The sequence below is a fragment of the bacterium genome (assembly GCA_026708015.1).
Lineage (GTDB): Bacteria > Actinomycetota > Acidimicrobiia > Acidimicrobiales > Bin134 > Poriferisocius.
In genome coordinates this window covers 1-23,657 of record JAPOVT010000044.1, presented here as the reverse complement: position 1 = coordinate 23,657, position 23,657 = coordinate 1, and the positions used below count along the sequence as shown (strand labels likewise).

General features: G+C 66.1%; 25 protein-coding genes and 1 pseudogene. 23 read left to right on the top strand and 3 right to left on the bottom strand.

Translation table 11 applies throughout. The annotated features are described in order from the left end of the window. Nucleotides 1-66 precede the first annotated feature (66 nt). The 19 genes and pseudogenes from OXG30_09845 to OXG30_09755 all read left to right on the top strand — a co-directional run bounded on the left by OXG30_09845 (nucleotide 67) and on the right by OXG30_09755 (nucleotide 18,585). Complete coding sequence (locus OXG30_09845; protein MCY4135197.1) at nucleotides 67-732, top strand: SOS response-associated peptidase; 666 nt, start codon at nucleotides 67-69, stop codon at nucleotides 730-732. 7 nt (nucleotides 733-739) lie between these two features. After that, nucleotides 740-1,129: a hypothetical protein gene (locus tag OXG30_09840; protein MCY4135196.1), complete on the top strand. Its 390-nt coding sequence runs from the start codon at nucleotides 740-742 to the stop codon at nucleotides 1,127-1,129. Between the two features lie 7 nt (nucleotides 1,130-1,136). Continuing rightward, the gene (locus OXG30_09835; GenBank protein ID MCY4135195.1) at nucleotides 1,137-2,471 is read left to right on the top strand and encodes a hypothetical protein; all 1,335 of its coding nucleotides are present in this window, start codon (nucleotides 1,137-1,139) and stop codon (nucleotides 2,469-2,471) included. A gap of 259 nt (nucleotides 2,472-2,730) precedes the next feature. Beyond that, complete coding sequence (locus OXG30_09830; GenBank protein ID MCY4135194.1) at nucleotides 2,731-3,228, top strand: MaoC family dehydratase; 498 nt, start codon at nucleotides 2,731-2,733, stop codon at nucleotides 3,226-3,228. Nucleotides 3,229-3,287: 59 nt separating this feature from the next. Continuing rightward, nucleotides 3,288-3,416 (top strand): annotated as a pseudogene (locus tag OXG30_09825) (acyl-CoA dehydrogenase family protein). A gap of 66 nt (nucleotides 3,417-3,482) precedes the next feature. Next, complete coding sequence (locus OXG30_09820; protein ID MCY4135193.1) at nucleotides 3,483-3,971, top strand: MaoC family dehydratase; 489 nt, start codon at nucleotides 3,483-3,485, stop codon at nucleotides 3,969-3,971. Nucleotides 3,972-4,011: 40 nt separating this feature from the next. Next, on the top strand, nucleotides 4,012-4,923 hold the full coding sequence (locus tag OXG30_09815) for a LysR substrate-binding domain-containing protein (GenBank protein MCY4135192.1): 912 nt from the start codon (nucleotides 4,012-4,014) through the stop codon (nucleotides 4,921-4,923). A gap of 117 nt (nucleotides 4,924-5,040) precedes the next feature. Next, nucleotides 5,041-6,156 carry an ABC transporter ATP-binding protein gene (locus tag OXG30_09810; GenBank protein ID MCY4135191.1) on the top strand — a complete coding sequence of 372 codons (1,116 nt, stop codon included), beginning with the start codon at nucleotides 5,041-5,043 and terminating at the stop codon, nucleotides 6,154-6,156. Further along, nucleotides 6,123-7,199 carry an ABC transporter permease gene (locus tag OXG30_09805; GenBank protein ID MCY4135190.1) on the top strand — a complete coding sequence of 359 codons (1,077 nt, stop codon included), beginning with the start codon at nucleotides 6,123-6,125 and terminating at the stop codon, nucleotides 7,197-7,199. Before OXG30_09810 ends, OXG30_09805 begins: the two co-directional genes overlap by 34 nt. Nucleotides 7,200-7,255: 56 nt before the next feature. Continuing rightward, nucleotides 7,256-8,245 (top strand): ABC transporter permease, encoded by a 990-nt coding sequence (locus tag OXG30_09800; protein MCY4135189.1) that lies wholly within the window; start codon nucleotides 7,256-7,258, stop codon nucleotides 8,243-8,245. A gap of 16 nt (nucleotides 8,246-8,261) precedes the next feature. Beyond that, nucleotides 8,262-9,536, top strand: a complete 1,275-nt coding sequence (locus OXG30_09795) for a spermidine/putrescine ABC transporter substrate-binding protein (protein MCY4135188.1) — start codon at nucleotides 8,262-8,264, stop codon at nucleotides 9,534-9,536. A 44-nt stretch (nucleotides 9,537-9,580) separates the two neighbouring features. Beyond that, on the top strand, nucleotides 9,581-10,735 hold the full coding sequence (locus OXG30_09790; GenBank protein ID MCY4135187.1) for a M20/M25/M40 family metallo-hydrolase: 1,155 nt from the start codon (nucleotides 9,581-9,583) through the stop codon (nucleotides 10,733-10,735). Nucleotides 10,736-10,842: 107 nt separating this feature from the next. Further along, nucleotides 10,843-12,096 carry an acyl-CoA/acyl-ACP dehydrogenase gene (locus OXG30_09785; protein MCY4135186.1) on the top strand — a complete coding sequence of 418 codons (1,254 nt, stop codon included), beginning with the start codon at nucleotides 10,843-10,845 and terminating at the stop codon, nucleotides 12,094-12,096. Continuing rightward, a complete protein-coding gene (locus OXG30_09780) occupies nucleotides 12,093-12,521 on the top strand; it encodes a RidA family protein (protein MCY4135185.1) in 429 nt (142 codons plus the stop codon). The genes OXG30_09785 and OXG30_09780 overlap by 4 nt, the downstream gene beginning before the upstream one ends. Then, nucleotides 12,518-13,795, top strand: a complete 1,278-nt coding sequence (gene hutI, locus OXG30_09775) for an imidazolonepropionase (protein MCY4135184.1) — start codon at nucleotides 12,518-12,520, stop codon at nucleotides 13,793-13,795. Before OXG30_09780 ends, hutI begins: the two co-directional genes overlap by 4 nt. A gap of 12 nt (nucleotides 13,796-13,807) precedes the next feature. Continuing rightward, nucleotides 13,808-15,919, top strand: coding sequence for an FAD-dependent oxidoreductase (locus tag OXG30_09770; GenBank protein ID MCY4135183.1), 2,112 nt, complete (start codon nucleotides 13,808-13,810; stop codon nucleotides 15,917-15,919). A gap of 29 nt (nucleotides 15,920-15,948) precedes the next feature. Next, the gene (locus OXG30_09765; protein MCY4135182.1) at nucleotides 15,949-17,199 is read left to right on the top strand and encodes a CoA transferase; all 1,251 of its coding nucleotides are present in this window, start codon (nucleotides 15,949-15,951) and stop codon (nucleotides 17,197-17,199) included. 55 nt (nucleotides 17,200-17,254) lie between these two features. Next, a complete protein-coding gene (locus tag OXG30_09760; protein MCY4135181.1) occupies nucleotides 17,255-18,202 on the top strand; it encodes a CoA ester lyase in 948 nt (315 codons plus the stop codon). Nucleotides 18,203-18,411: 209 nt separating this feature from the next. Next, nucleotides 18,412-18,585, top strand: a complete 174-nt coding sequence (locus OXG30_09755; protein MCY4135180.1) for a hypothetical protein — start codon at nucleotides 18,412-18,414, stop codon at nucleotides 18,583-18,585. Here OXG30_09755 and OXG30_09750 read toward each other — a convergent pair. Genes OXG30_09750 through OXG30_09740 form a run of 3 tightly spaced genes read right to left on the bottom strand, consistent with a single transcriptional unit; the run spans nucleotide 18,559 to nucleotide 20,979 of the window. Then, nucleotides 18,559-20,259, bottom strand: a complete 1,701-nt coding sequence (locus OXG30_09750) for a hypothetical protein (GenBank protein ID MCY4135179.1) — start codon at nucleotides 20,257-20,259, stop codon at nucleotides 18,559-18,561. The two genes, OXG30_09755 and OXG30_09750, sit on opposite strands and share 27 nt — an antisense overlap. 41 nt (nucleotides 20,260-20,300) lie before the next feature. Next, entirely contained in the window at nucleotides 20,301-20,651 is a 351-nt protein-coding gene (locus OXG30_09745; GenBank protein ID MCY4135178.1) for an RES domain-containing protein, read from the bottom strand. A gap of 7 nt (nucleotides 20,652-20,658) precedes the next feature. Further along, on the bottom strand, nucleotides 20,659-20,979 hold the full coding sequence (locus OXG30_09740; protein MCY4135177.1) for a hypothetical protein: 321 nt from the start codon (nucleotides 20,977-20,979) through the stop codon (nucleotides 20,659-20,661). 302 nt (nucleotides 20,980-21,281) lie between these two features. On the opposite strand from OXG30_09740, the gene OXG30_09735 reads away from it, so the two are divergent. The 4 genes from OXG30_09735 (at nucleotide 21,282) to OXG30_09720 (ending at nucleotide 23,559) form a co-directional block, all read left to right on the top strand. Continuing rightward, nucleotides 21,282-22,556 carry a DUF4143 domain-containing protein gene (locus OXG30_09735; GenBank protein MCY4135176.1) on the top strand — a complete coding sequence of 425 codons (1,275 nt, stop codon included), beginning with the start codon at nucleotides 21,282-21,284 and terminating at the stop codon, nucleotides 22,554-22,556. Between the two features lie 58 nt (nucleotides 22,557-22,614). Next, the gene (locus tag OXG30_09730) at nucleotides 22,615-23,103 is read left to right on the top strand and encodes a pyridoxamine 5'-phosphate oxidase family protein (protein MCY4135175.1); all 489 of its coding nucleotides are present in this window, start codon (nucleotides 22,615-22,617) and stop codon (nucleotides 23,101-23,103) included. Between the two features lie 61 nt (nucleotides 23,104-23,164). Continuing rightward, nucleotides 23,165-23,386, top strand: coding sequence for a DUF433 domain-containing protein (locus OXG30_09725; protein ID MCY4135174.1), 222 nt, complete (start codon nucleotides 23,165-23,167; stop codon nucleotides 23,384-23,386). Beyond that, nucleotides 23,383-23,559, top strand: coding sequence for a DUF5615 family PIN-like protein (locus OXG30_09720; protein ID MCY4135173.1), 177 nt, complete (start codon nucleotides 23,383-23,385; stop codon nucleotides 23,557-23,559). Before OXG30_09725 ends, OXG30_09720 begins: the two co-directional genes overlap by 4 nt. Nucleotides 23,560-23,657 lie beyond the last annotated feature (98 nt).

Sequence of the window (23,657 nt, the reverse complement as noted above, 5' to 3'; positions counted from 1 at the left end):
AAGATATCATCGCCGAACTCGACGGCCAGGAATGACGCCCCCGTTCAGACCCATAATGAGACCGAGATGTGTGGCCGGTACAGCCTGACCGCTAGCCTGCAAGAGTTGGCCCAGCGGTTCGAATTCGACGGCGACCGAGGCGATTTCGCGCCGCGCTACAACGTCTCTCCCACCCAGCAGGTGCTGACCGTAATCGGCGGCGACACTCGGCGAGCCGGTTTCATGCGTTGGGGGCTCATCCCATCGTGGTCCAAGGACGGATCCTCTAGCCGCCCCCTCATCAACGCCCGGGCCGAAACGGTGGCCGAGAAGCCCACTTTCCGCGGGTCGCTGAAGAACCGGCGGTGCCTGGTGCCCGCCGACGGCTTCTATGAGTGGCAGAAGGTGGGCGATATCAAGCGCCCGATGAGAATCGTCATGCGATCCGGTGAGCCCTTCGCCTTCCCCGGACTGTGGTCAATATGGACAGATCCCGAGGGCAACCGCATCCCATCGTGCGCCATCATCACCACCGCGGCAAACGAAGTGCTCAAACCGATCCACCATCGAATGCCGGTCATCCTGGCCGAAGGAGCAGAGGACATCTGGCTTGACACCGCTATCGATGACAGCGATGCCCTGACACAGCTCCTCGAGCCTTACCCCGATGATGCCCTGGAGGTCTACGAGGTATCGCGCCTGGTCAACTCGGCTTCCAACGACGTCCCCGAAGTCACCACACCAGTCCAGTGAGCATGAGATGAGAATCACCCGGAGAGGCGCAACCTACTTGATTGGCCTGCTGGCCATTCTCGGCTTGCTGGCCACCGCCTGCGGCAACGACGACAGCACCGGTGGACACGACCTGATGCCCATGGACGACAGCGCGGGCACCACCATCGAAGTGGAGGTGGCCGGTAGCAAGCCGGTGGATGGGGTTCAGCGTTATCGGATCGACGCTGGAGACGACGTCACCATTGTCGTGAACGGCGATACCACCGACGAACTCCACATCCACGGCTACGACCTGATCGTGCCCTTCGCTCCCGGACAGCCCGGATCTATCACGTTCGAGGCCAACATCCCCGGCATCTTCGAGGTGGAGTCCCACCACCGCGGTGATCTGGTTATGGAGCTCCAGGTGGGATGATCCCATTGTGACCATGCTGAACACCGTGCTGGCCCACGGGGTGGGGTCGCGGGGCGATCTGCCCCTGCCGTTCTATCTGTTCGGCGTCGGCGCGGCTGTGGCCCTCATGGCCACCTTCGTCAGCTTGAGCTTCTTCTGGCATCGGGCCTGGCTGCCGGCGGCCGCATCGGGCCGGAGTCTGGGGACGGCCCTCGGCCGGCTGCTGGATGTGGTGGCAGTGCCGGCCCGATTGGCGTCGCTGGCGTTGTTCGTGCTGGCCCTGGCCAGCAGCGTGAGCGGTGCCGCGGTGGGAAGCCAGCGGTTCGGCCCCCTCACGGTCTATGTGGCCCTGTGGGTGGGGATGGCGATGGTGGCGGCAGTGTTCGGCGATGTATGGCGGGTGCTCAACCCGTTCGAGACCATCGCCGCGGCCATCGAGTGGGCCGCGGGCAAGCTGGGCCTACCCCAGATCGAAGACACCGATGAGATCCCCGGCGGCCACTGGCCCGCGGTGCTCGCACTGGGATGGTTTCTGTTCTTCGAGCTCTGCTACCACGACGGCACCACCAATGAGGCGGTGGGCGGGGCCATGATCGCCTACACGCTGGGGATGGTCGGCGGATCGGCGGTGTACGGGCGGCGCTGGCTGCGCCAAGCCGACGGGTTCGGGGTGCTGTTCTCGCTGCTGGCCCAGATGTCGCCGCTGTACCGAGACGAAACCGGCGCGGTGCGGCTGCGGGCGCCGCTGTCGGGGCTGGCAACCATTGCCCCCCGCCTCGACCTGCTGGCCGTGCTATTGGTGGTGCTGGGTGGCACCACGTTCGACTCGCTGGCCGGCAGCACCCTGTGGCCCGATCTGGTGGGCACCCACCGGGGTTGGACCGCCACCGGCATCAACACCCTGGGAATGATCGTCGTCATCGCCATCATGGCGGCGCTCTACTACCTGGGGTCGCTGGCCGTGGGCTGGTTCACCGAGCAGCAGGCCTCCGAAGTGGCCCGGCGCTTCGCCCACTCCCTGGTGCCCATCGTGTTGGGCTACACGGTGGCCCACTATTTCTCGCTTCTGGTGCTCGACGGCGGGCAGAACTTCCTGCGCCTGCTGTCGAACCCGTTCGACCGCGGCTCCAACTGGTTCGGAACGTCCGACTGGGCAGTGAATTTCTTCCTGGTGTCCACCGATGCCATCGCCTGGGTGCAGTTCTCAGCGATCGTGATCGGCCACATCGCCGCGGTGCTGGTGGCCCACGACCGGGCGGTGGAGACCAGCGACGCCAGTGAGGCCATCTGGGCCCAGCGCCCCATGCTGTTGGTCATGGTCTTCTACAGCGTGGTCGGCCTCTGGCTCCTCCAGAAGGCCTAAGCGGCCACGACTGCGTCACACAAGCTCGGAATACAGCGGGGCATGGCCGCAGTGGTCGAGCCCTTCTATCACCTCTGCTATCAGCCAGCCTCGGCGGATGTCCACATGCACATCGTGCTCCCGCTCGCGCACCGAGGGCAGGGGCAGTCGCTCGTCGGGCGCCGGAAGCGGGTCGATCAGGTCGCGTGCCCTGGCTTCGACGGCAACGCGCCAATGGCTGCTTGTCGGTTTGGGGGCAGGTTGTTAGCGTCGGAGGCTGATGGGCGAGCCCGATTTCGACAGCTTTGCGCTGGTTCCCCACGGCAACCAGTTCGAGGATTTCCCGGAGGGCCGGACGTTCGACCACCACTGGGGACGCACCATCACCGACGGCGACAATGCGCTGTTCTCCACCGCGACCTGCAACTGGAACCCCATGCACCTCAACGCGGAGTTCGCCCGAGCCCACGGCCATCCCGACGTGGTGGTGAACCCGATGCTGGTGCTGTGTACCGTGGTCGGCCTGTCAGTGGAGGACTTGAGCGAAACGGGGGGGCCGTTTTTGGGCATGGAGGAAGTGAGGTTCCACCAGCCGGTGTACCCGGGCGACACGCTCACGGCTGGCTCCCGGGTGCTCGAGGCCCGGGAGTCCACCAGCAGGCCGAGCACCGGGATCGTCACCTGGCACACCGAGGCCCGCAACCAGCGGGGCGAACTGGTGCTCGATTACCGGCGCACCAACCTGGTGGCCAAGCGGCGCCGGGCCCCGCGGGATTGACGATGGCCCGAACCCTGGTGGACCCCCGCCCGCCGATCCCGGCGCCCTACCGCACCGACGAGCGGGAGCAGTTCGGGCGGCCCATCGGCGACTTCCAGGTGACCCGGTTCAAGATCGCCAAGATGGCATCGGAGCTCGAGGCCTGCCGAGCCCTCATGTACCAGGTGGCTGCCAACGCGGACGCCGGCGAGATCATGCAGCGCATCGTCTCCGACCACCTGCTGCCCCCTCCCCAATTGAGATAGACGAACACGATGGACGCTCCTTCAACGCTCACCGGATCGGGCAACTACTTCGAGGACTTCGCGGTGGGCCAGCGCATGCGCCATGGGAGGTCGGCCACCATTGACGAGGTGGAGAACAACTACATCTCCAAGCAGGTGATGAACACGGCCCAAGGGCACTGGAACGAGGAGATCATGGCCGGCTCGCCCCTGGGCGACGGCCGGCTGGTGTTCGGGCTGATCACCGGCTCGATGACGGTGGGGCTGGCCAGCCAGGACACCGCCGAGAACGCCCTCTGCGAGCTGGGCCTCGACGCCGTGCGGTTCAAGGTGCCGGTACACCACGGCGACACCATCACCGCCTACACCGAAGTGCTCGACGTTTCCGACGACCCCAAACGCGACGACGCCGGGATGGTGCGCTTCAAGCACTGGGGCCGCAACCAGCACGGCGACGTGGTGTGCGAACTGGAGCGGATCGTGCTGGTCAAGCGCCGTAGCCACTGGGGGCAAAGGTGAGCACTGCGGGGCGCTGCCGGCGATTCCGCATTGTTCGCAGATGAAGAGGCGTGTCGCTCTCAGGGAGCTTGAGAACTTTGTGGCTGTTGCCGAGCACGGCTCGATGACCGAGGCCGCGGCGGCGATCGGCATTTCCCAGCCCGGCTTGTCGACTTCCATCCGGAATCTGGAGCGGATGTTGGGGGTCAGTCTTCTGGTTCGACACCGCGGCCAGGGCGTTTCGCTCACTCCAGAGGGCGATTTGTTGATGGCGGAGGCCCGGGCCACCCTGTCTCGGGCCGCCGAGCTCGAAGCTCGCATGTCTGCGGCGGTGTCGGACGACTCGGGGCGAGTGACGGTCGGATCGCTGGTGACTGTGGCGCCCATCGTGATCCCATCGCTGGTGCGCAGGTTCCGCGAGCGCCATCCCGACATCGCCGTAGAGATTCGCACGGGAACCCAGGATGAGCTGTTGGACTGGCTGCGAACCGGGGCTGTGCATGCGGCCATCACCTACGACATCGAACTGGGCCGAGGAGTGGATTTCGAGCGCATTCTCGACGTGGAGGCCCATGCGGTGGTCAGTTCTTCCCACCGTCTTGCTGAAGAAGCGGAGATCGGTCTCGAAGCCCTGGCCGGCGATCCTTACATCCTGCTCGATCTCCCGTTGAGCCGCGAGTACTTCCTGTCCCTGTTCCTCGCCACCGGTGTGGCCTACCACCCCGCAGCCAGCCACGCCGACATCTCGCTGGTTCGAACGCTGGTGGGCAACGGATTCGGATTTTCGCTGCTCAACCTGTTGCCGGCCACTGATGTCGCCCAAGACGGCAGCCGAGTCGCCTATGTTCGCCTCCGGAGCAAGATTCCCCCTCTGGGATTGGGCCTTGCCCGGCGGGTGGATGACAAGCCTCCCCGTGCCCTCGACGTCTTCTCTGCCTTCGCCCGGTCATCGCTGGTACTGCCCCGGCAATAGGCCGCCAAGCGCCGGCCATCACAGGGTCGGAGCGACTCTTTTGCATAATCAATCTCTATGGCTTGCATATAAAATATCTCTTTGATTTATCTACTGGCCGGGCTTACGATGCCGGAAATGGTGGAACCGCACCATGAGCAGGGCACGGTCTCATTGCGCCAGGTGACCAAGCGCTTCGGCGAGACCTTGGCCGTTGACGCCGTCGATCTCGAAGTCGAGGCTGGCGAGTTCATCTCCCTTCTCGGACCATCGGGGTGCGGCAAGACCACCACTCTCCGGATGATCTCAGGGTTCGAATACCCCACCGAAGGGCGGGTGTTCATCAGCGGCCGCGATGTGACCGACACCCCCGCCCACCGCCGCACCGTCAACTCCGTCTTCCAGAGCTACGCCCTGTTCGGCCACATGACGGTGGCCGACAACGTGGCCTTCGGGTTGCGGGTGAAGCGGCGACACAAGCAGACCATTGAGAACAGGGTGCGGGAAGCGCTCAACCTCGTACAGCTCTCCGACTTCCGGTCCCGCTACCCGGGGCAGCTCTCCGGCGGCCAACAGCAGCGGGTGGCGCTGGCCCGGGCAATCGTCAACGAGCCCGACGTGCTGCTGCTCGACGAGCCTCTCAGCGCCCTCGATCTCAAGCTCCGCCAAGCCATGCGGTTCGAGCTGACCCGCCTCCACGACGACTTGGGCATGACCTTCGTGTTCGTGACCCACGACCAGACCGAGGCCATCACGATGAGCGATCGGATCGCGGTGATGAACGAGGGACGCATCCACCAGCTCGGCACCCCGGTCGAGATCTACGAGCGGCCTGCGTCGCGTTTTGTGGCCGAGTTCATCGGCGAGGTGAACATGCTGGAGGCGACGGTGGCGGGGGGCGACGGCGCCCGCACCGAGGTGCTGCTGCCGTCGGGGGACCGGTTGACCTGTGCGCCGGTGGGGGCCGACAGCCTGGCGCCGGGAGCACAGGTGGTCATCGCCATTCGGCCCCAGCGCGTGGTGCTCGCCCCCGAGGGCGATATCGACCCCGGCAACCACGCAGTGGTGGTCGGCGAGCTGCGCGAGCTGCTGTTCTTGGGCGACTCCACCCGCGGCACCGTCCGCCTCACCGACGGTTCGGAATTGGTGGCCACCCGCTACAACGAGGCCGGCACCCACCCCTTCGGACTTCTGCGGCCCGGCGACAAGGTGGACGCCGGGTGGAGGCACGGCACCGCGTGCCTGGTGGAATGATGGCCAAGCAAGCTCGTGCCCGGCGCCGCGTCGTCCCGCTGCTGGCCCCTGGCCTGCTGTGGATCTCGGTGGCCTATGTGGTCCCGGGCGTGCTGATCGTGGTCTACTCGCTCCTCACCCCCAAGCTCGGCGGCGGCGTGGTCTGGGAGGCGACCTTCGACTCTTGGGACCAGATCGTGGCCAAGGGCCGACGGTCCACCGCAGGCTGGGGCACCATCGGCTCGGCCGCGGTGCGGGGCATTGCCGCCACCGCGGCAGCCTCGGTCCCGGCTATTGCGGCCGCCCGCTATCTGGGCCGTCGCATCTCCCGGAGCCTGGCATTGGCCGGGCTGTTCGGCGGACTGGTGGCGATCAACCACCTGGCCAGTGCGTACAACAACTACACCGCGGTCTTCGCCCGGTCGGTGGTGTGGTCGGTGCTGGCCACGATCATCTGCATAACCCTCGCCCTGCCGCTGGCCGTTTTCATCTCGTCGCGCCACAGCACGGTCACCAAGAACGCCCTGCTCATCGCGGTGATGATCCCGTTTTGGACGTCGATGCTGGTGCGCACCTATGCCATCCGGTTCCTGCTGGCGAACACCGGGCCGGTCAACAACTTCCTGGAGACGCTCGGCATGGACCGGATCGTGTTCTTGAACACCCGTTTCGCGGTGATCCTCGGGCTGGTCTACACCGCGCTGCCGTTCATGGTGCTGCCGCTGTACGCGGCCTCCGAGCGAGTCGATCGAGCGCAGATGGAAGCCGCCCGCGACCTGGGCGCCCGTCCTCCGCAGGTGTTTGCCGACGTGTTCGTGCCCATGGTCAAGCCGGGCCTGATCGTGGGCGGGGTCATGGTCTTCGTGCTCTCGGTGTCGCAATACCTGGTCCCTACCCTTTTGGGCGGCGGCAAGACCAACATGATCGCCAACCTGCTCGAGCTCCAGTTCGGAGAGGCGTTCAACTGGCCGCTGGGCGCGGCCATTGCCGCCCTGTTCAGCGTGATCACCCTGGCCGGCCTGTATGCGACAGTGGGCCGCCGCGACCAGGAGCAGCTTCTGTGAGCCGCAGCCGTGCGGGCGTACGCGCTGGAAGCGCTACGAGAAGCCCCAGCCGGGCTGTGAGCCGCAGCCGTCCCGGCGAGCGGGTGCCGAAGCTGGCGATCGGGTCGGCGTCGGCGCTGGTGTACGCGTTCTTCTACCTACCGGTCGCGGTTCTGGTGCTGTTCTCGTTCAACCAGGCCCGCACCGGAGGCCGCTGGGCCGGCTTCACCACCGAGTGGTACTCGGCGCTGGCCGACAACGAGCGGCTGATAACGGCCACCTGGAACTCGCTGTTCATCGCCATCGTCTCCACCGCGATCGCCGTGGTGTTTGGAACCATGCTGTCGCTGGCCCTCGACCGGCGGGTCTTCCGGGGCCGAACCGCAGCCCAGCAGGTGGTGTACCTGCCGGTCATCGCCCCGGAAATCGTGACCGGGGTGGCGCTGCTGGCCTTCTTCTCCCTCACGCTGGGCCGCCTCAACGACATCTTGGGCCGCGATGCCCAAGACGCCATCCGGATGGGACGGCCCACGATCATCATCGCCCACGTCGCCTTCTGCACCGCCTTCGTGGCCCTGGTGGTGCGGGCCAGCCTGCGTACCCTCGACCCGGCGTTGGAGGAGGCCGCTCAAGACCTCGGCGCCAACGCCTGGACAACCTTCTGGAAGGTGACGCTGCCGTCGATCATGCCCGGCGTGCTCGGCGGGGCGCTGCTGGCGTTCACCCTCTCGCTGGACAACTTCGTGATCACCTTCTTCGTGAGCGGTCCGGGCGCGACCACTTTGCCCATCGAAGTCTTCGGCCAGCTCCGACGCACCATCAGCCCTCAGGTAAATGCGGTGTCCACGCTGATCTTCGGGGCATCGACGCTGCTACTCACCGGTGCGCTGGCAATCCAATCGGCGGTCTCACGACGACGCACCCGGCTGGACCAGAGCCCCGACGCCGCCCTCGGCCAAGACGTCGACTCGGGCACCCCCGCCGCCGCCCCGGCCCAAGACGCCGACCCCGATGGCCTTCATGCCTCGGGGCCGGGACCAAGAGCTACCCAAGCAACCCACACCTGATTGGAGGGGAATACCCATGACCAAATCAACCAAGAAAACCAGCGGTCCAACGTTCTTGGACCAACTGGCCAATTGGGCTGGCAGCCGAAGGCTTTGGCTGCGGCTGCTGGCTGTGACTCTCGTATTCGGACTCGTTGCCGCGGCTTGTGGCAACGACGACGATGACGGGGCCCAGCCCGAGCCGGCCGCCCCGGCCACCGAGGCCCCGGCACCCGAGCCGGCACCCACCGAGGCCCCGGCACCCGAGCCGGCACCCACCGACCCTCCGGCCACCGAGATGCCGGCCTCGGATCGCTGCGGTGATCCCGACCGGCTCGGCGATTCGATCAACTTCTTGAACTGGGCCGACTACATCGACGTGGCCGTTCTCGACATGTTCGAGGAGGAGTGCGGAGTGAGCGTGACGATGGACACCCACGTGGCCAACGAGGAGGCCGTGGCCAAGGTGGACGCGGGCAACTCCGGCTACAGCCTGGTGATCGTCACCGACTACGCGGTGGAGATCATGTCGTCGCAGGGTCTGCTCCAAGCACTCGACATGGGCGAGATTCCCAACGTCGCCAACATCGACACGAACCAGATGGACCCCTACTACGACCCGGGCAATGTCTATTCGCTGCCCTATCAGTATTCGACCACCGGTTTCGCCTTTGACGTGGCTGCCTTCGACACGCCGCCCACCAGCTACAGCGCCATCTTCGACGAGAACCCGCTGTGCGGGCAGTCGTCGCTGCTCGAAGACCAGCGCGAGGTGCTCGGCGCCGCGCTCGTCTATTTGGGATACGACTGGAACGAGACCTCCCAGGCCGCTCACGACGAGGCCCTGGAGCTGGTGCTCGACGCCCGCGACTGCGTGACGGGGTTCGACTCGGCCAACTACATCGGCAACCTGGCCAGCGGCGAGGTTCTGGCCGCCCAGTCGTGGGGGTTCGCGGCCGGCATCGCCTACCTCGACAACCCGAACATCCGCTACATCATCCCCGATGAGGGTGGGACCATCTGGCAGGACAACTTTGTGATCCCCGCCGATGCCCCCGATCCGTACACCGCCCATGTGCTGATCAACTACATGCTCGAGCCCGACATCGGCGCGCTGATCACCGAGTTCACCATCGGCTACACCCCGAATGTGCTGGTGCCGCCGCTGCTCTCAGACGGCTATCACGAGGTCATCGCCGGCACCGGCCTGGAGCTGACCGACGACATCCGCGACAGGCTGGTGTGGCAGGTGCGAAGCGAAGAGCACTCCATCTTCGCCGACACCTGGTCGCAGATCATCGCGGCCGGCTGACCGGTTTCTGATCAGACCACTGATCTGACGGAACGGAACCTGACTTGGATCCCCTCCCAAGCGAGTCGGGCGAGGAGGTCATCGATCTCCTCGCCCGGCTTGTGGCCTTCGAGACAGAAAGCGGCGCGCCCAACCAAGCGCTGGTCGATTTCTGCGCTGAGCGCGCCACCCAAGCCGGGGCCCATGGGCGCGCCGTGGGGGGCCCGAGCGGGCGGTCCAATCTGCACCTGCGCTTCGGCCCCGACGAGCCGGGAGGGCTGCTCCTGTCGGGGCACACCGACGTGGTGCCGGCAGGGTCGGGCTGGTCTACCAACCCCTATCGTCTCACCGAGAAGCAGGGGCGGCTCCAAGGCCGGGGAACCGCCGACATGAAGGGCTTCATCGCCGCGGCGCTGGCCGTGGCCTCTTCCCTCGACCACCGCAAGCTGCGCAAGCCATTGCACCTGGCGCTGAGCTACGACGAGGAGATCGGCTGCATCGGAGTGAGGGGACTGCTGGACCACCTGGCGGCCCAGCCCGCCTGCCGCCCCGAGGCAGCGCTGGTCGGCGAGCCGACCTCCATGCATCTGGCCATCGCCCATACCGGCAAGACCGCCCACCGCGTCGCCATTCAATGCCCGGCTGGCCATTCCAGCCGAGCCCGGACCGAGCCCAGCGCGATCTCCGAGGCCGTCAAGCTGGGCGCGGCCATAGATGCGCTGAACACGGGCGGGGGGGCATCCGCGGGGGAGGCATTCGTGTCGGCCAACATCGGCTCGATCGACGGGGGTGCTGGGCTCAACGTTCTGGCCCCGAAGTGCGAGCTGGCCTTCGAAGTCCGCTTTGACGCCTCAGCCGCCGTCGATGCCCTGGTTGCTCCGATCTGGGGAGAGATCGAGCGGATCAACGCCGAGTTGGCCCCCGTCGGCGGCTCGGTCCACACCGCCGAATTGGCCGACTACCCCGCACTGCACACTGATTCCACACTGCCAGCGGTACAGAAGCTGGGGTCGGCGATGGGAACTGACGAAACCACAGCCGTCGCGTTCGGCTGCGAGGCGGGGCTGTATGCCCAGCGCCTGGGCGTGCCCACCGTGATCGCCGGTCCCGGCGACATCGCCGACGCCCACAAACCAGACGAGCACATCCACCCCGCGCAGCTCCAGCGCTGCGCCGAAGCACTGCACAAGGCCGTCAACGCCTTCTGCTTCTTGCCGTAAATGCTGCGCCGAAGCACTGCACAAGGCCGTCAACGCCTTCTGTGCCGCACCGTAGATGCCGCATACCCATCGCATCGCCTGATCTCGACCGCCAAAGGAGGCCGTCAATGACAACAGCACCGTCCATAGCCGAAAGAGCCCCGCACGCCACACCACCGCCCTCGACGGCGGAGCTGCTGTCCCGGGTGGAAGAGCTCGGACCGCGTTTTCGGCACCGGATGCCCGACCTGGACGCCGAGCCGGCCTTCCCGCATGAGAACTTCGCCGAGGCCAAAGAGGCCGAACTGCACAAGCTCTGCGTCCCGGTGGACTACGGCGGTTTCGGCTATTGGCAGCCCGGCAACTACAGCGGCTGGTACGAGATGTTGGAGCGGCTCGCCTATTGGGACACCAACACTGCGCAGCTGCTGCAAGTCCACAACCATGCCGCCGGCATCATCGCCTGGCACGGCACCGACGCCCAGCGCCGCTACTTCATGCCCCGCATCGTGGATGGCGCGTTCTGCGCATCGCTCGGGTCGGAGGCCCACCTGTATGAGAACGGCGCCGAGCGGCTGGAGTCGGAGCTGACGAAGGTGGACGGCGGCTACACGCTCACCACCCGCAAGGGCTTCGCCTCCGTCGCCGCCATTGCCACGTACCTGATGGTGTGGGCCGCGGTGGAGGGCGACGAACCCTACGCCATGAGGATGGTGTTCGCGGTGGTCGACAAGGAGTCGGAGGGGGTGGAGCTGCTGGACGACTGGCAGATGCTGGGCATGCGCTCAACAATATCCTGCGGAGTGAAGTTCACCGATGTGTTCATTCCCGATGACCACGTTGTGGGTGTGCCGGGCGGATGGGTGGCCAGCGATCCCCGCACGTTCTCATGCGCTTACGCGGCCAACCACATCGGATCGGCTCAAGCCGCCTTCGACTTCATCGCCGGCTACATCAAGGACCGAGACGACCTCAGCGGCTCCGAGGTGGTGCGGGTGCGCCTCGGGCGCATGGATGCCAAGCTGTTCGCGGCCCGGGAGTGCCTGCGGGCCACCGCCGCCCGCCTAGACCGGGGCGACGATCCCGACAGCGTGGAGGCCGATGCGGTGAGGACCATGCACCTGGCCAAAGACGCCGTGCTGTCGATCCCCTATGAGGGCTTCGACCTGCTGGGGGCCCGGGCCTGCCACGAGCGCTACCCGCTGGGCCAGATGATGCGCGACGCCCGCACGTTCACGCTGCACTTCCGCGACGACCTGTACGTGGAGCGCCTGGCCGAGATCGCGCTGGGCAAGGGGTTCTCCGCCAAGGGCGGCAGGGGCGGCTCGACGCCCTTCGAGGGCACCACGGCCCAGCTCGGCCAAGCCCATGCCGGGGCGTGAACAGTCGGGTGCGCAAGTTCAACACCCGCGACACCTACCCCGACCAGAGCCTCGACAACGACCTCTGCCAAGCGGTGGTGGCCAACAACACGGTGTACCTGCGTGGCCAGGTGGGCACCGACTTCGACGGCAACCTGGTGGGGCGGGGCGACCCCGCGGCCCAAGCCGAGCAGGCCATGGCCAACGTGTTCCAACTGCTCGAGGAGGCCGGAAGCGAACCGGGCCATATCGTGAAGATCACGGTGTACATCACCGACCCCCGCCACCGCGAGCCCGTCTACCAGGTGATCGGACGCTGGCTCAAGGGGGTGTACCCGGTGTCCACCGGGTTGGTGGTGTCGGGGCTGGCCCGCCCGGAGTGGCTGATGGAGATAGACGTGATCGCTGTGATCCCCGAGAGCGATGGTGAGGAGGGGCGCCCGTGAGCGATCTCAACGTGGTGGGCGCGGCGAACATCGCCACGGTGCGAGACCGCGGCGGCCCTCGCCGGGGTGCTGGGCAAAACGAGATGGACCTGGTTGCCGGCGGCGCGATTGCGATCCGCGGCGGCCGAATCGCCGCCGTCGGCCATATCGACGAGGTGATGTCGGAATGGGGCGACCCGTCGGTTCCGGTGCTGGACGCGGCGAACAAGACGGTGCTGCCCGGCCTGGTGGAATGCCACTCCCATGCCCTGTTCGGCGGAGAGCGCCACCAGGAGTATGCCGAGCGTCTCGGCGGGGCCAGCCTGGCCGAGGTGGCCGCCCGCGGCGGCGGCATCTGGGCCAGCGTGGTGGCAAGCCGAGAGACAGGCGACGACGAGTTCCGCGAGCGGCTGGCCCGGGCCTATGAACGGGTCTTGGTAGGAGGGGTGACCACGCTGGAGGTCAAATCGGGCTACGGGCTGACCGTGGCTGAGGAACTGCGGGAGCTGCGGCTGCTCGAAGAGTCGCGGGCCCACACACCGCTCCAGTTGGTGGTGACCTTTCTGGGCGCCCATGTCGTGCCCCGCGACATCGACGGCAACGGGCACCCGTCTGATGTCTACACCGACCTGATCGTCAACGAGATGCTCCCGGCCGTGGCCGGCCAGCAGATCGCCCAGTTCCACGATGTCACAGTCGAAGACGGCTACTTCACCCCCGACCAAGCCCGCAGGCTCATCGAGGCCGGCCGGGCCGTGGGACTCGAGCCGAGAGTCCACGCCGACGCCTGGAAACCCTCGCAGGGGTGGGCCACCGCCGCCGGCGCCGACGCCGTCAGCGCCGAGCACCTCACCTACACCCCCGACGACGAGATCCGCGATGTGGGCCGATCCGACACCATCGCCGTGGTTCTGCCCATCGCCGAGTTGATCTACATGACTGATCGGCGGGCCAATGCCCGGGCTTTTGTCGACAACGAGGTGCCGCTGGCCGTCTCCACCGACTACTGCTCGTCGATCCACGCCACGTCGCTGCTGACCACCATGGCCACCGCCGCCCCCTGGTTCCGGCTGACCCCAGCCGAGGTTGTGGTGGGCGCCACGCTGAACGCGGCTTACAGTATCGGCCTCAGCGCCGAGTGCGGCTCTCTCGATATCGGCAAGCGGGGCGACCTCATCGTGCTCGACTGCCCTCATCCCAACGAGCTCTTCCTCGCTCCTGGCGCCCCGCTGCTCGACCAGGTGGTGATCGAAGGCTCGGTGGCCTGGAACAGGCAAGCACCCGTGGGAACTTGAGAGGATCACCACATGAGCGACAACCCTTATGGCGTGCTTTTGGAGGAGGTGCCCTTCGGCCCTCTGGTGGCCCGGAACCGCTTCTTCCAGGTTCCCCACTGCAACGGCATGGGGTACCGCGATGTGCAGGCCCACGCCGAGATGCGGGCGGTGAAGGCCGAGGGCGGATGGGCGGTGGTGTGTACTGAGCAGGCCGAAATCCACTACACGTCGGAGATCACGCCGTTCATCGAGGTCCGCCTGTGGGACGATGAGGACATTCCCGCGCTGGCGATGATGACCGAGCGCATCCACGACCACGGGGCGCTGGCCGGGATCGAGTTGGCCTACAACGGCATGAACGGCCCCAACCTCACGTCGCGCACCGCGCCCATGGGCCCAGCCCACCTGCCGATCGCCGGGTTCACCGACGACCCGGTCCAAGCCCGGGCCATGACGCTTCGCGACATCGCCAACCTGCGGCGCTGGCACCGACAAGCCGTGCGCCGATCGCTGAACGCCGGCTTCGATCTCGTCTACGTCTACGGCGGGCACGCCCTCGGCACCGTCCACCACTTCCTCTCTCCCCGCTACAACCAGCGCACCGACGCCTACGGGGGCAGCGTGCAGAATCGGATGCGTCTGCTGCGCGAGCTGCTGACCGACACCGTCGAAGAAGCAGACGGCGGCGCCGCGGTGGGCTGTCGAATCACCGTGGAGGAGCTGATGGGCGACTCCGGCATCAGTCGCAGCGACATCGAAGCCGTGCTCGGCGAGCTGGGCGAGATCCCCGATCTGTGGGACTTCGTGATGGGCAGCTGGGAGGACGACAGCATCACCTCCCGATTCGGAGAAGAGGGGGGCCAGGAGCAGTACGTGGCCGGTCTCAAGGCGCTCACCTCCAAGCCGGTGGTGGGTGTCGGGCGATTCACGTCGCCCGACACCATGGCTCGAATGGTGCGCCAAGGGGTGATCGACTTCATCGGAGCGGCCCGCCCCTCCATCGCCGACCCCTTCCTGCCCGCCAAGATCGCCGAAGGGCGCGCCGATGAGATCCGAGAGTGCATCGGCTGCAACATCTGCGTTTCGGGCGACTTCACCATGTCGCCCATCCGCTGCACCCAGAACCCGTCCATGGGAGAGGAATGGCGACGAGGATGGCACCCGGAGACCTACCGGCCCCGCCACGCCGACGAGTCGGTGCTCGTGGTGGGCGGCGGGCCGGCCGGCCTGGAAGCAGCCATGTCGCTTGGCAAGCGGGGCTACCCGGTCGTGCTCGTGGAGCGGACCCGCCATCTCGGCGGGCGGGTCGCCTCAGAAGCCCGCCTGCCCGGCCTCTCAGCCTGGATCCGGGTGCTCGACTACCGCCAGAGCCAACTGGATCGCCTCGATCATGTGGACTGCTACCTGGAAAGCGAGATGACGGCCGATGAGGCGCTGGCGTCGGCGGCCGAGTACGGCTTCGACCACATCGCGGTGGCAACAGGATCGTCATGGCGACGCGACGGAGTCGGCCGATGGCACACCCATCCCATTCCGCTCGGAAACCTGCCGGTTCTCACCCCCGACGACCTGATGTCTAGCCAGCGTCCCGGCAAGCCAGACGGTGCCGCCAACATGAGAATCGCCGTCTTCGACGACGACCACTACTACATGGGCGGGGTGCTGGCCGAGCTGCTTCGGTCCGAGGGCTATGAGGTTGTGTTGGTCACCCCGGGAGCGATCGTGTCGTCTTGGACGGTCAACACCATGGAGCAGCGCCGCATCGCCGCCCGCCTACTCGACATCGGAGTAGACCTGCGCTGCTCGACCGCGGTGACCGGCGCCACCGATGCTGGAGTCCGCACTGCCTGCACCTACACCGGAGAAGAAAACGAGATCCACTGCGACGCCGCTGTACTCGTCACCGCCCGCCTCCCGGAAGAGTCGCTGGCCCTAGAGCTGCTGGCCCGCAAAGAGGAATGGCCCGATGCCGGCCTGCAAAGCGTCACCGCCATCGGCGATGCCTGGGCCCCCGGCACCATTGCCGCCGCGGTCTGGGCTGGCCGGCGCTACGCCGAAGAGATCGAAGCCCCCACCGGCGACGCCGACGCCACCCCCTTCCGCCGAGAGCTCACCGCGTTGAGTGAGGTCGATTCTGTCTAGGGGCGAGAGAAACGCGTAGAATCGCCGAAGTGGGCACTGCCTACGACGAATCGGGCAGCTACCTCACCGCCCACGAGCGCGCCGCGGCGATGATTCCCGAGCGCTCGGGTCCGCTTGTCGATGTCCGCGTCGTCGATCTCACCCAGGCGCTGGCCGGCCCGTTCTGCACCATGATTTTGGCTGATATGGGCGCTGATGTGGTCAAGGTGGAGCCGCCCGACGGGGACTCGGTCCGGGTGATCGGCCCCCATACCGAGGTGGACGACGAGCATTTCTTCGGCGGCTACTTTGCCAGCAACAACCGCAACAAGCGCAGCGTGGTGCTCGACCTCAAAGAGCCCGCCGAAGCCGAGGTGTTCTTGCGGTTGGTGGACACGGCCGACGTGGTGGTGGAGAACTACCGGGCCGGGGTGATGGACCAGCTTGGGCTCGGCTACGAAGTGCTGCGGGAGCGCAAGCCCGACCTGGTGTACGGCGCCATAAGAGGGTTCGGCGATCCCCGCACCGGAGAGGGGCCCTACACCTACTGGCCGGCCTACGACATCGTGGCCCAGTCGATGTCGGGGCTCGTCAGCTACACCGGCACCAAAGACGGCGTGCGGGTGGCGTCGGGGCCCAGCGTCGGCGACCTCTTCCCGGCGGCCATGATGGCCTCGGGGATATTGGCCGCGCTCCACCACGCCCGCTGCACCGGCGAGGGGCAGTTCGTGGACGTGGGGATGATGGACGCTTTGATGGCGCTGTGCGAGTCGATGACCTGGCGCTACACCTACACCGGCGAGATCCAGTCGCCCCGAGGCAGCGAGCACCCTTCGCTGTGCCCGTTCGAGCTCTACGACACCGCCGACGGGCAGGTGGCCATCGCCGCTCCCGGACCCCGCCACTGGGATCGGCTGTGCCGGATCATCGGCCGCGACGACATGATCGACCACGACCGATACAAAAGCTCGCGGCGGCGGGTGCTGCACCGCGAGGAAGTGCGTGAGGCGATCACCGCGTGGACCAGCAGGCTCACCAAGGCCGAGGTGGTGGCCACCTTGGGGGACCAGGTGCCCTGCGGGCCGGTGAACAACGCCGCCGATCTCTACCGCGACGCTCACGTGAGCGCCCGCCAGATGCTGGTGGCGGTGGACCACCCCGGCTCGGAGCGCCCGGTGCTCACCCCCAACACGCCCATCCGCTTCGCCGAGACCACCACCGGGGTGTACCGCCCCGCCCCCAAGCTCGGCGAGCACGCCGACGAGGTGATCGCCGAGCTCGAGGCCGAGGAGCACGAATGAGCAGCTATGTGGCTGGCGAAGTAATTGCTGAACTCGACAAGGCCGAGGAGAGCCAATGAGCAGCTATGAGAGAGAGAAGAAGGCCCGGCTGAGGCGCTCGGAGCTGTCCACTCCCGGCCACTCCGAGAAGATGATCGCCAAGGCGGCCCAGAGCGATGCCGACATGGTGTTCTTGGACCTTGAGGACGCGGTGGCCCCGTCGGCCAAGGCGGGCGCCCGCCGCAATATCATCGCCGGGCTCAACGAGCTCGACTGGGGCCACAAGATCCGCTCCTACCGCATCAACGGCGTCCACACCCAGTGGTGCGGCGACGACATCGCCGAGGTTGTTTCCGGCGCCGGGGCCAACATCGATGTGATCATGGTGCCCAAGATCAAGGGGCCCCGCGAGGTGTGGTTCGTGGACGACATGTTGACCCAGCTCGAGCTCAAGCTCGGCCTCGAGGTGGGCCGAATCGGCATCGAATGCCTGGTGGAAGAGGTCGAGGCCGTCCAAACCGCAGACGAGATTGCCCGGTGCAGCCCCCGGCTGGAGGCCCTCACCCTGGGAGTGGGCGACCTGTCGGCCAGCCAGGGGATGCGCCTCGGCCACATCGGGGTGACCGACGGAGACGCCGCCCTGCACTACCCCGGCGACGTGTGGCACTACGCCCGCACCCGCATGATCACAGCCTGTCGGGCCGCCGGCATCGACGCCATCGACGGGCCGTACGCCAACTTCGCCAACCCCGGGGGCTACGAGAAGAGCGCGGCCACGTTCTCGATGCTGGGCGGGGTGGGCAAGTGGTGCATCCACCCCAGCCAGATTGAGATCGCCAACCGGGTGTTCGCCCCCAGCCCCGCCGAGATCGCCGAGGCGCAGGGCGTGGTTGATGCGGTGCGGGCCGCTGAAGCCGAAGGCCAAGGCGCGGCCAACTACAAGGGCATGATGATCGACGCCGCCACCACCCGCCTGTTCGAAGTCACCCTCGACCGGGCCCGCCAATGCGGCCTCATCGACTGAAGCCGCAGTCGGCGGCCCGGCGGTTCGGGTAGTGGGCATGCGGCTCGGCGCCGAGGTCGGCGCCGCCGCCGACCGGCTCCGCCGACTGGCCGCCGTCGGCTTCGACACGACCGCGGCGGCAACCTTCGACGACGGCCCCGTCAATCGCCAAGACGTGCAGGCCTTCATACCCCCGGGTGGTGGTGGAATCCGACGAATCGCTTCACCCCATGGCCACCATCGTTTGCGCCCAGACGGCGGGAGGCGAACAGCAGGCGACCCACGACACGAGTCGGCCGAGCACCGACCTCGCCGAGCAGGGCATCAGGCTCCGGCCCAGCTACGGGCAAGTGTTGGCCGACCACCAGTGCGGCGGGCTATTGGAAAGACACGAAAACCGGTAGGGGGGACAGCTCCAACACTTGGGTTGGGGTGGCCACGGGGGTGTCCTCGTCGTAGAAGTTCTTCCATCCCCAAAAGTAGCGGTCGGCGTCGTCTTGGCCGGTGAGCGCGTTCCAGGTGCTGTATTTGGCGCTCTGGGAGCCTTGGCCGTCCATGTGGATCACTACCGCCAGCTCGGAGGGAGTGTTGATCTGCTCGCGATCGGCGATCATGGAGTGGTGGAATTGGTGGATGACCAGCAGCTTTTGGGGCAGGGAGTGTCGACGGACGAGGCCAGCCAGCCACTCGGAGACCCGGTTGATCTCCGCCGCATCCACTGTGCCGATCTGAGCCAGGTGTACCTGGTGGGGTTTGAGCCTCCACTCGGGGTCTAGGGCCAGCCCGACATGGGGCAGCGCCAGGAACTCCTCGTAGATCTTGGCCTGCGAGAGGAAATCTGATCGTCCCGGCTGAAGGTCCAACACCACGTAGGTGCCGTTGGCGGCTGCCGCCTCGACCCAGGGGCGGATCGCGTCCTTGGCGGTTTCGTTGGAGTAGTCCCCGTCGGCGCCGGCTCCGGCGGAGGCAACGGTGGCGATGATCTCGAACGCAGGCAGCACGGCCAGTCCGTCTGCCTCGTAGTCCTCGGCGATCGCTTGAAGGCGCTCGACCGTCTCCTGAGGCCCCTGTTCGCCCAGCACACCGAGCGCTGATGTCGACGGGTGACCGTAGGCGGCCAGCAGCCGGCGGACGGGGTTCGCGGCGTCGACCCCGAACAGCAAAAGCCCGCCGCCGGGCAGTTCACCTCCCCGTCGGACAACTTCGAGCTGCCAGGCTGCGTCCTCGCCGAGGTCGGCGAGCACCTCCACCACCGCAGCCCCAGATATCGCATCGCGGGCCGAGGACGGCAAAGCCCGCAGGTCGCCGGTCGCTGCCACCACGCCCACACCGACTTGGCGGGCAACGGCCGTCAGCGGCTCGGACGACCCGTCGTCGCCGATTATCCACACCTGGTGGTAGGGCCCCCCTTGGGCAAAGAAAGCGGTGCCAACGGGAGTCGGGTCGGTGCTATAGGTGACCGGTAATCGCTCGATTGCGAACCCCGGCAGCGCATACCGGAGATGCCGCTCAGTGATTCCCGCGGCCACGATGCGCTCCGGTTCCAGACGCTCGATTTCTTGCACCATCGTGGCGTCGAACCCGGTATCCGCCAATAGAAGCAGCGGCCCCTCAACGCCTCGCGACGCCAAAGCAGAAACCGCCGCAGGATTGCTGGCGAATGCCAGGCCGAGCTCGCGGGCGCAGGCAAAAGCGGTTCGGGAGAACTCAAGGCTCGCTGCCGCAGGCGACATGTCCGAAACCCGAAAGCCATCTGGCAGACGAGGCGGGCAGCCCTGGTCGCGCGCATCCGAAACAGCACCCTCTGGAGTTGATTGCGATTGTGGACCCACGTTGCTTTCCGCTACCAGCGGAGAGCCTGCATTGAGCCCCGCGCCAACCGATTCTGAAGCTCCGATTGCCGAGAGGCCGGTGCCGGGCATGGCCGCGCCATCGGCAACTATCGGCGTTACCGACCTGCGGGGAGCGGCGTCGCCCGGAGCGGCGTCGCTGGCCAGACATGACGGCAACAGGAGTAATGCCGCACATACGGCGATCGAGGCGACAAAGCGGGGGAAACGGCGGCACCACGCAGACATGAGCAGAAGCAACGCTAATTTGGCTGCCTGCCGCTTTAGCGTCATTCGCTCAAGAGGCGGCACCGAGCGATGACGGCTATCCGCTGTTGCAGTGCTCGTGATGCGTGGCGGCGGCCTGCGCTGCGGCATCCATAGTCGTCTGCGGGGAGGTCGCGAAGCAGTGTCTCGCAGACAGCGGTGGCGTCGTCCTCGGAGGCATAGAGGTACCCGTATTCGTCACCTGGGGTGGAGTCGAACCGCCCGCCGCCGAAGGGGCTGCTGGCCACTGTCGGGTTGAATTCGCCAGCACCGAACAATGAGCTGTGAATTCGCGTGAGGGTTGCGCCCTCCCGCAGCAGGTAGCGGTGCGGGGTTCCCTGATACCTCGGGGGCGGGTGCTGTTCGGGCGACAAGCGTTAGCTATGTTTGCACCTCGGGGAAGACACTGCGCCGCAGGGGATCGAACTGGAAGGCCGGGTACAGGCAGCGGCGGTCTCTGGGAAGGCCCAGAAGCCATGAGCGTTCGCGATGCACCCTCACCTTCTCCCTGTTCGACGCTTTCGCCCCCAAGGCAACGGCGGCGTCTTTCGGCTCGATCATCGGGGCTCGCCAGATCGCATCTATCGCCTCACCGAGGAGTTTGGCATGGGTCATCGCCTGCTGTTCGGCCGCGTCGATCACAACACGCGGCTCGCCTGCGATCTGCCAAGCGAAGTCGTGTCTATAGGCGAGCAGCGCCAAATGACTGCGAAGGTGCGGCTCGTGGCCTTCAAGTGCGGGGTGTCGGGCCGTCCTGCCCCATCGACTTGACCTCATGGGCTTGTGGGCGTTCCCGTCCAGGCGGAGGTGGGCGGTGCCCAGATCGGCCGTCTCAACCCGGTCGCTCACGTGTTGCAGGTCGGCCACCATGTGGCGAAAGGCCCGTTGGTCGGTCAGGCTGTTTGATCTGGAGTCCTGCAAAGTGGAGTCTCAAACCGCTGTGAAGTGGAGTTCAAAATCGCTGCAAAGTGGAGTTTGAGGGTATTGTCTCTATGGGAGGAGACATGTCCGACACTCGGAACCCGAACTATTTGGACCGCGTGGTGGACCGCGAGGTTGCTGAGGCTTTGGCCTCGTCGCCTGCTGTGTTGATCGAAGGGCCGCGGGGATGCGGCAAGACGTGGACCGGTCAGAGATTTGCCAATAGCGAGGTGTTCCTAGACGGTTCCGAGGCTCTGCGCATTGCCGCGGAAGTGGATCCAGACTCGATCCTCAAGGGAGCCGAGCCCCGGCTGCTCGACGAGTGGCAGCTCATTCGAGGCATATGGAATCCGATGCGACACGCCTGTGACCGGCGAGGCGGATTCGGGCACTTCCTTCTCACTGGGTCGCAGAATCCGCCTGACGACATCACCGAGCACTCTGGTGCGGGACGTGTCGCCCGAGTGCGGATGCGTCCGATGTCGCTGTGGGAATCGGGGGATTCCAGCGGGGAAGTATCCCTGGCCTCGCTGTTGGCCGGCGAACGTTGCTTGGCGAAAGATGCCGAACAGACCTACAGCAGTGTTGCTTCCCTGATTTGTCGAGGAGGGTGGCCGCGCATGATCAAGATGGCGCCAAACACTGCCCAAGCCCGCCTGCGCGACTATTTGGACAACATCACCCGTACCGACATCTCCCGGGTGTCCGGCATCAATCGCGATCCTCATCTAGTAGGGACTTTGCTGGCTTCCCTGGCCCGCAATGAAGCCACGACCGCTTCCCGCGCGACCCTGATTGAGGACATGGCCGGGGAAGACGGAAACCCGCCAGCACGCTCCACGATTCGGGCATATCTGGACGAACTAACCCGCCTGTTCGTGTTGGAGCCGCTTCCGGCCTGGACAACCCATCTGAGATCTTCGGCCCGCTTGAGAAAGTCACCGAAGCGGTTCTTTGCCGACCCTGCACTGGCCGTCGCCGCCCTAGCCGCATCGTCGGGATCTGTCGCCCAAGACAAAGAGGCGCTAGGGCTGCTGTTTGAATCGATGGCCATCCGCGACCTCCGGGTGTATGCCCAGTCGCTGGGTGCCCACGTCTACTACTACGGCGATTCAAATGATCTAGAGGCCGATGCCGTGATCGAGGGACTGGACGGCCAATGGGCCGCCGTGGAGATCAAGCTCGGCGGCGGGGAAGCCATCGCCAAAGCCATGGAATCGCTTCGCGCCGTCCGCTTCCAGATCGACACCACCCGGCGCGGCGATCCAGCCCGCCTCATCGTGCTCACTGCTTTCGGCCACGGTTACCAAACCGACGACGGCATCGCCGTCTTGCCCCTTACCTCCCTCAAGCCTTGATACAGCGGCGTAATGTTGCCACCGCCAAAGAGCCCTCCCGCCACATAGCGTGGTGCCAGTGAGCGTTTCGACCGCGGTGCCCTGGGGGCAATTCGAAGTACTGGAACCTGACTTAGCCGAGCGGATTCGGTTGCGGTTCGAGAGCCATATTCATGCGGTGCTGGCCACTCTGCGCCGAGACGGTTCGCCCCGGGTCTCGGGAATGGAAGCGCCGATTCGCGACGGACATCTGTGGTTAGGAATGATGTCTGACTCGCTGAAGGCCGCGGACCTGCTCCGCGACCCGAGGTTCTCGCTGCACAGTTCACTAGACACTGAGGAACTGCCGTTCGGCGATGCCCGCATCGACGGCCGGGCGGTTGCTGCGACCCCCGAGGAAGTTGACGTCTTTGTGGCCGGACACCGAATGCCAATCGAAGATCCTGACGCAATGGTCCTGTTCACCGCCCGCATATCCCGGGCAACGCTGACCCGTGTCGAGGGCCAAGAATTGGTAATCCAAGTCTGGACCCCGTCCGACGGCCTTAGAGAGATCCGCCGAAGCTGAGATGGCCCGCGGCGAAGGAAGTCATTTCGCCGCATCCAGCCTGCTGGATATGCTTTTTCCTGTGGAGCTCACCACAGTGTTTGAGACTCGGGCTGGTGTTCGCAGCGGCAAGCCTTGCTTCATTGGCACACGGATAGCGGTCTACGACGTGCTGGATTACCTGGCTGCGGGTATGACGCCGTCGGAGATCGTCGATGACTTCCCCGAGTTGAGCGAGCAGCATGTTTTGGCTGCCGTTGAGTTTGCTGCGCTGCGCGAGCGGCGTCTGGCGACTCCTGCGTGAGACTGCTTCTCGACCAGAACCTGTCGCGCCGCCTTGTGGGATTGCTGGCGACCGAATATCCCGGCAGTTGTCACGTTGTCGAAGTCGGCCTCGATACCGCAACGGACCGTGCTATCTGGGAATACGCACATGACCACGACTTTCTTATCGTCTCCAAGGACTCTGACTTTTGAGGTTCCCCCTGTTGTCCGGTCACTTGGTTTATGCGGCTTGGTTTAGTCGTTGCCGGTGGTGTTCCTCCCATTCTGTGGGGGTCAGGTAGTCGAGGGTC

Coding starts and splice junctions, on each gene's coding strand:
- OXG30_09845 (MCY4135197.1), top strand. CDS start 67: ATGTGTGGCCGGTACAGCCTGACCGCTAGCCTGCAAGAGTTGGCCCAG.
- OXG30_09840 (MCY4135196.1), top strand. CDS start 740: ATGAGAATCACCCGGAGAGGCGCAACCTACTTGATTGGCCTGCTGGCC.
- OXG30_09830 (MCY4135194.1), top strand. CDS start 2,731: ATGGGCGAGCCCGATTTCGACAGCTTTGCGCTGGTTCCCCACGGCAAC.
- OXG30_09820 (MCY4135193.1), top strand. CDS start 3,483: ATGGACGCTCCTTCAACGCTCACCGGATCGGGCAACTACTTCGAGGAC.
- OXG30_09815 (MCY4135192.1), top strand. CDS start 4,012: ATGAAGAGGCGTGTCGCTCTCAGGGAGCTTGAGAACTTTGTGGCTGTT.
- OXG30_09810 (MCY4135191.1), top strand. CDS start 5,041: ATGGTGGAACCGCACCATGAGCAGGGCACGGTCTCATTGCGCCAGGTG.
- OXG30_09795 (MCY4135188.1), top strand. CDS start 8,262: ATGACCAAATCAACCAAGAAAACCAGCGGTCCAACGTTCTTGGACCAA.
- OXG30_09785 (MCY4135186.1), top strand. CDS start 10,843: ATGACAACAGCACCGTCCATAGCCGAAAGAGCCCCGCACGCCACACCA.
- OXG30_09770 (MCY4135183.1), top strand. CDS start 13,808: ATGAGCGACAACCCTTATGGCGTGCTTTTGGAGGAGGTGCCCTTCGGC.
- OXG30_09760 (MCY4135181.1), top strand. CDS start 17,255: ATGAGCAGCTATGAGAGAGAGAAGAAGGCCCGGCTGAGGCGCTCGGAG.
- OXG30_09755 (MCY4135180.1), top strand. CDS start 18,412: ATGGCCACCATCGTTTGCGCCCAGACGGCGGGAGGCGAACAGCAGGCG.
- OXG30_09750 (MCY4135179.1), bottom strand. CDS start 20,259: ATGTCTGCGTGGTGCCGCCGTTTCCCCCGCTTTGTCGCCTCGATCGCC.
- OXG30_09735 (MCY4135176.1), top strand. CDS start 21,282: ATGTCCGACACTCGGAACCCGAACTATTTGGACCGCGTGGTGGACCGC.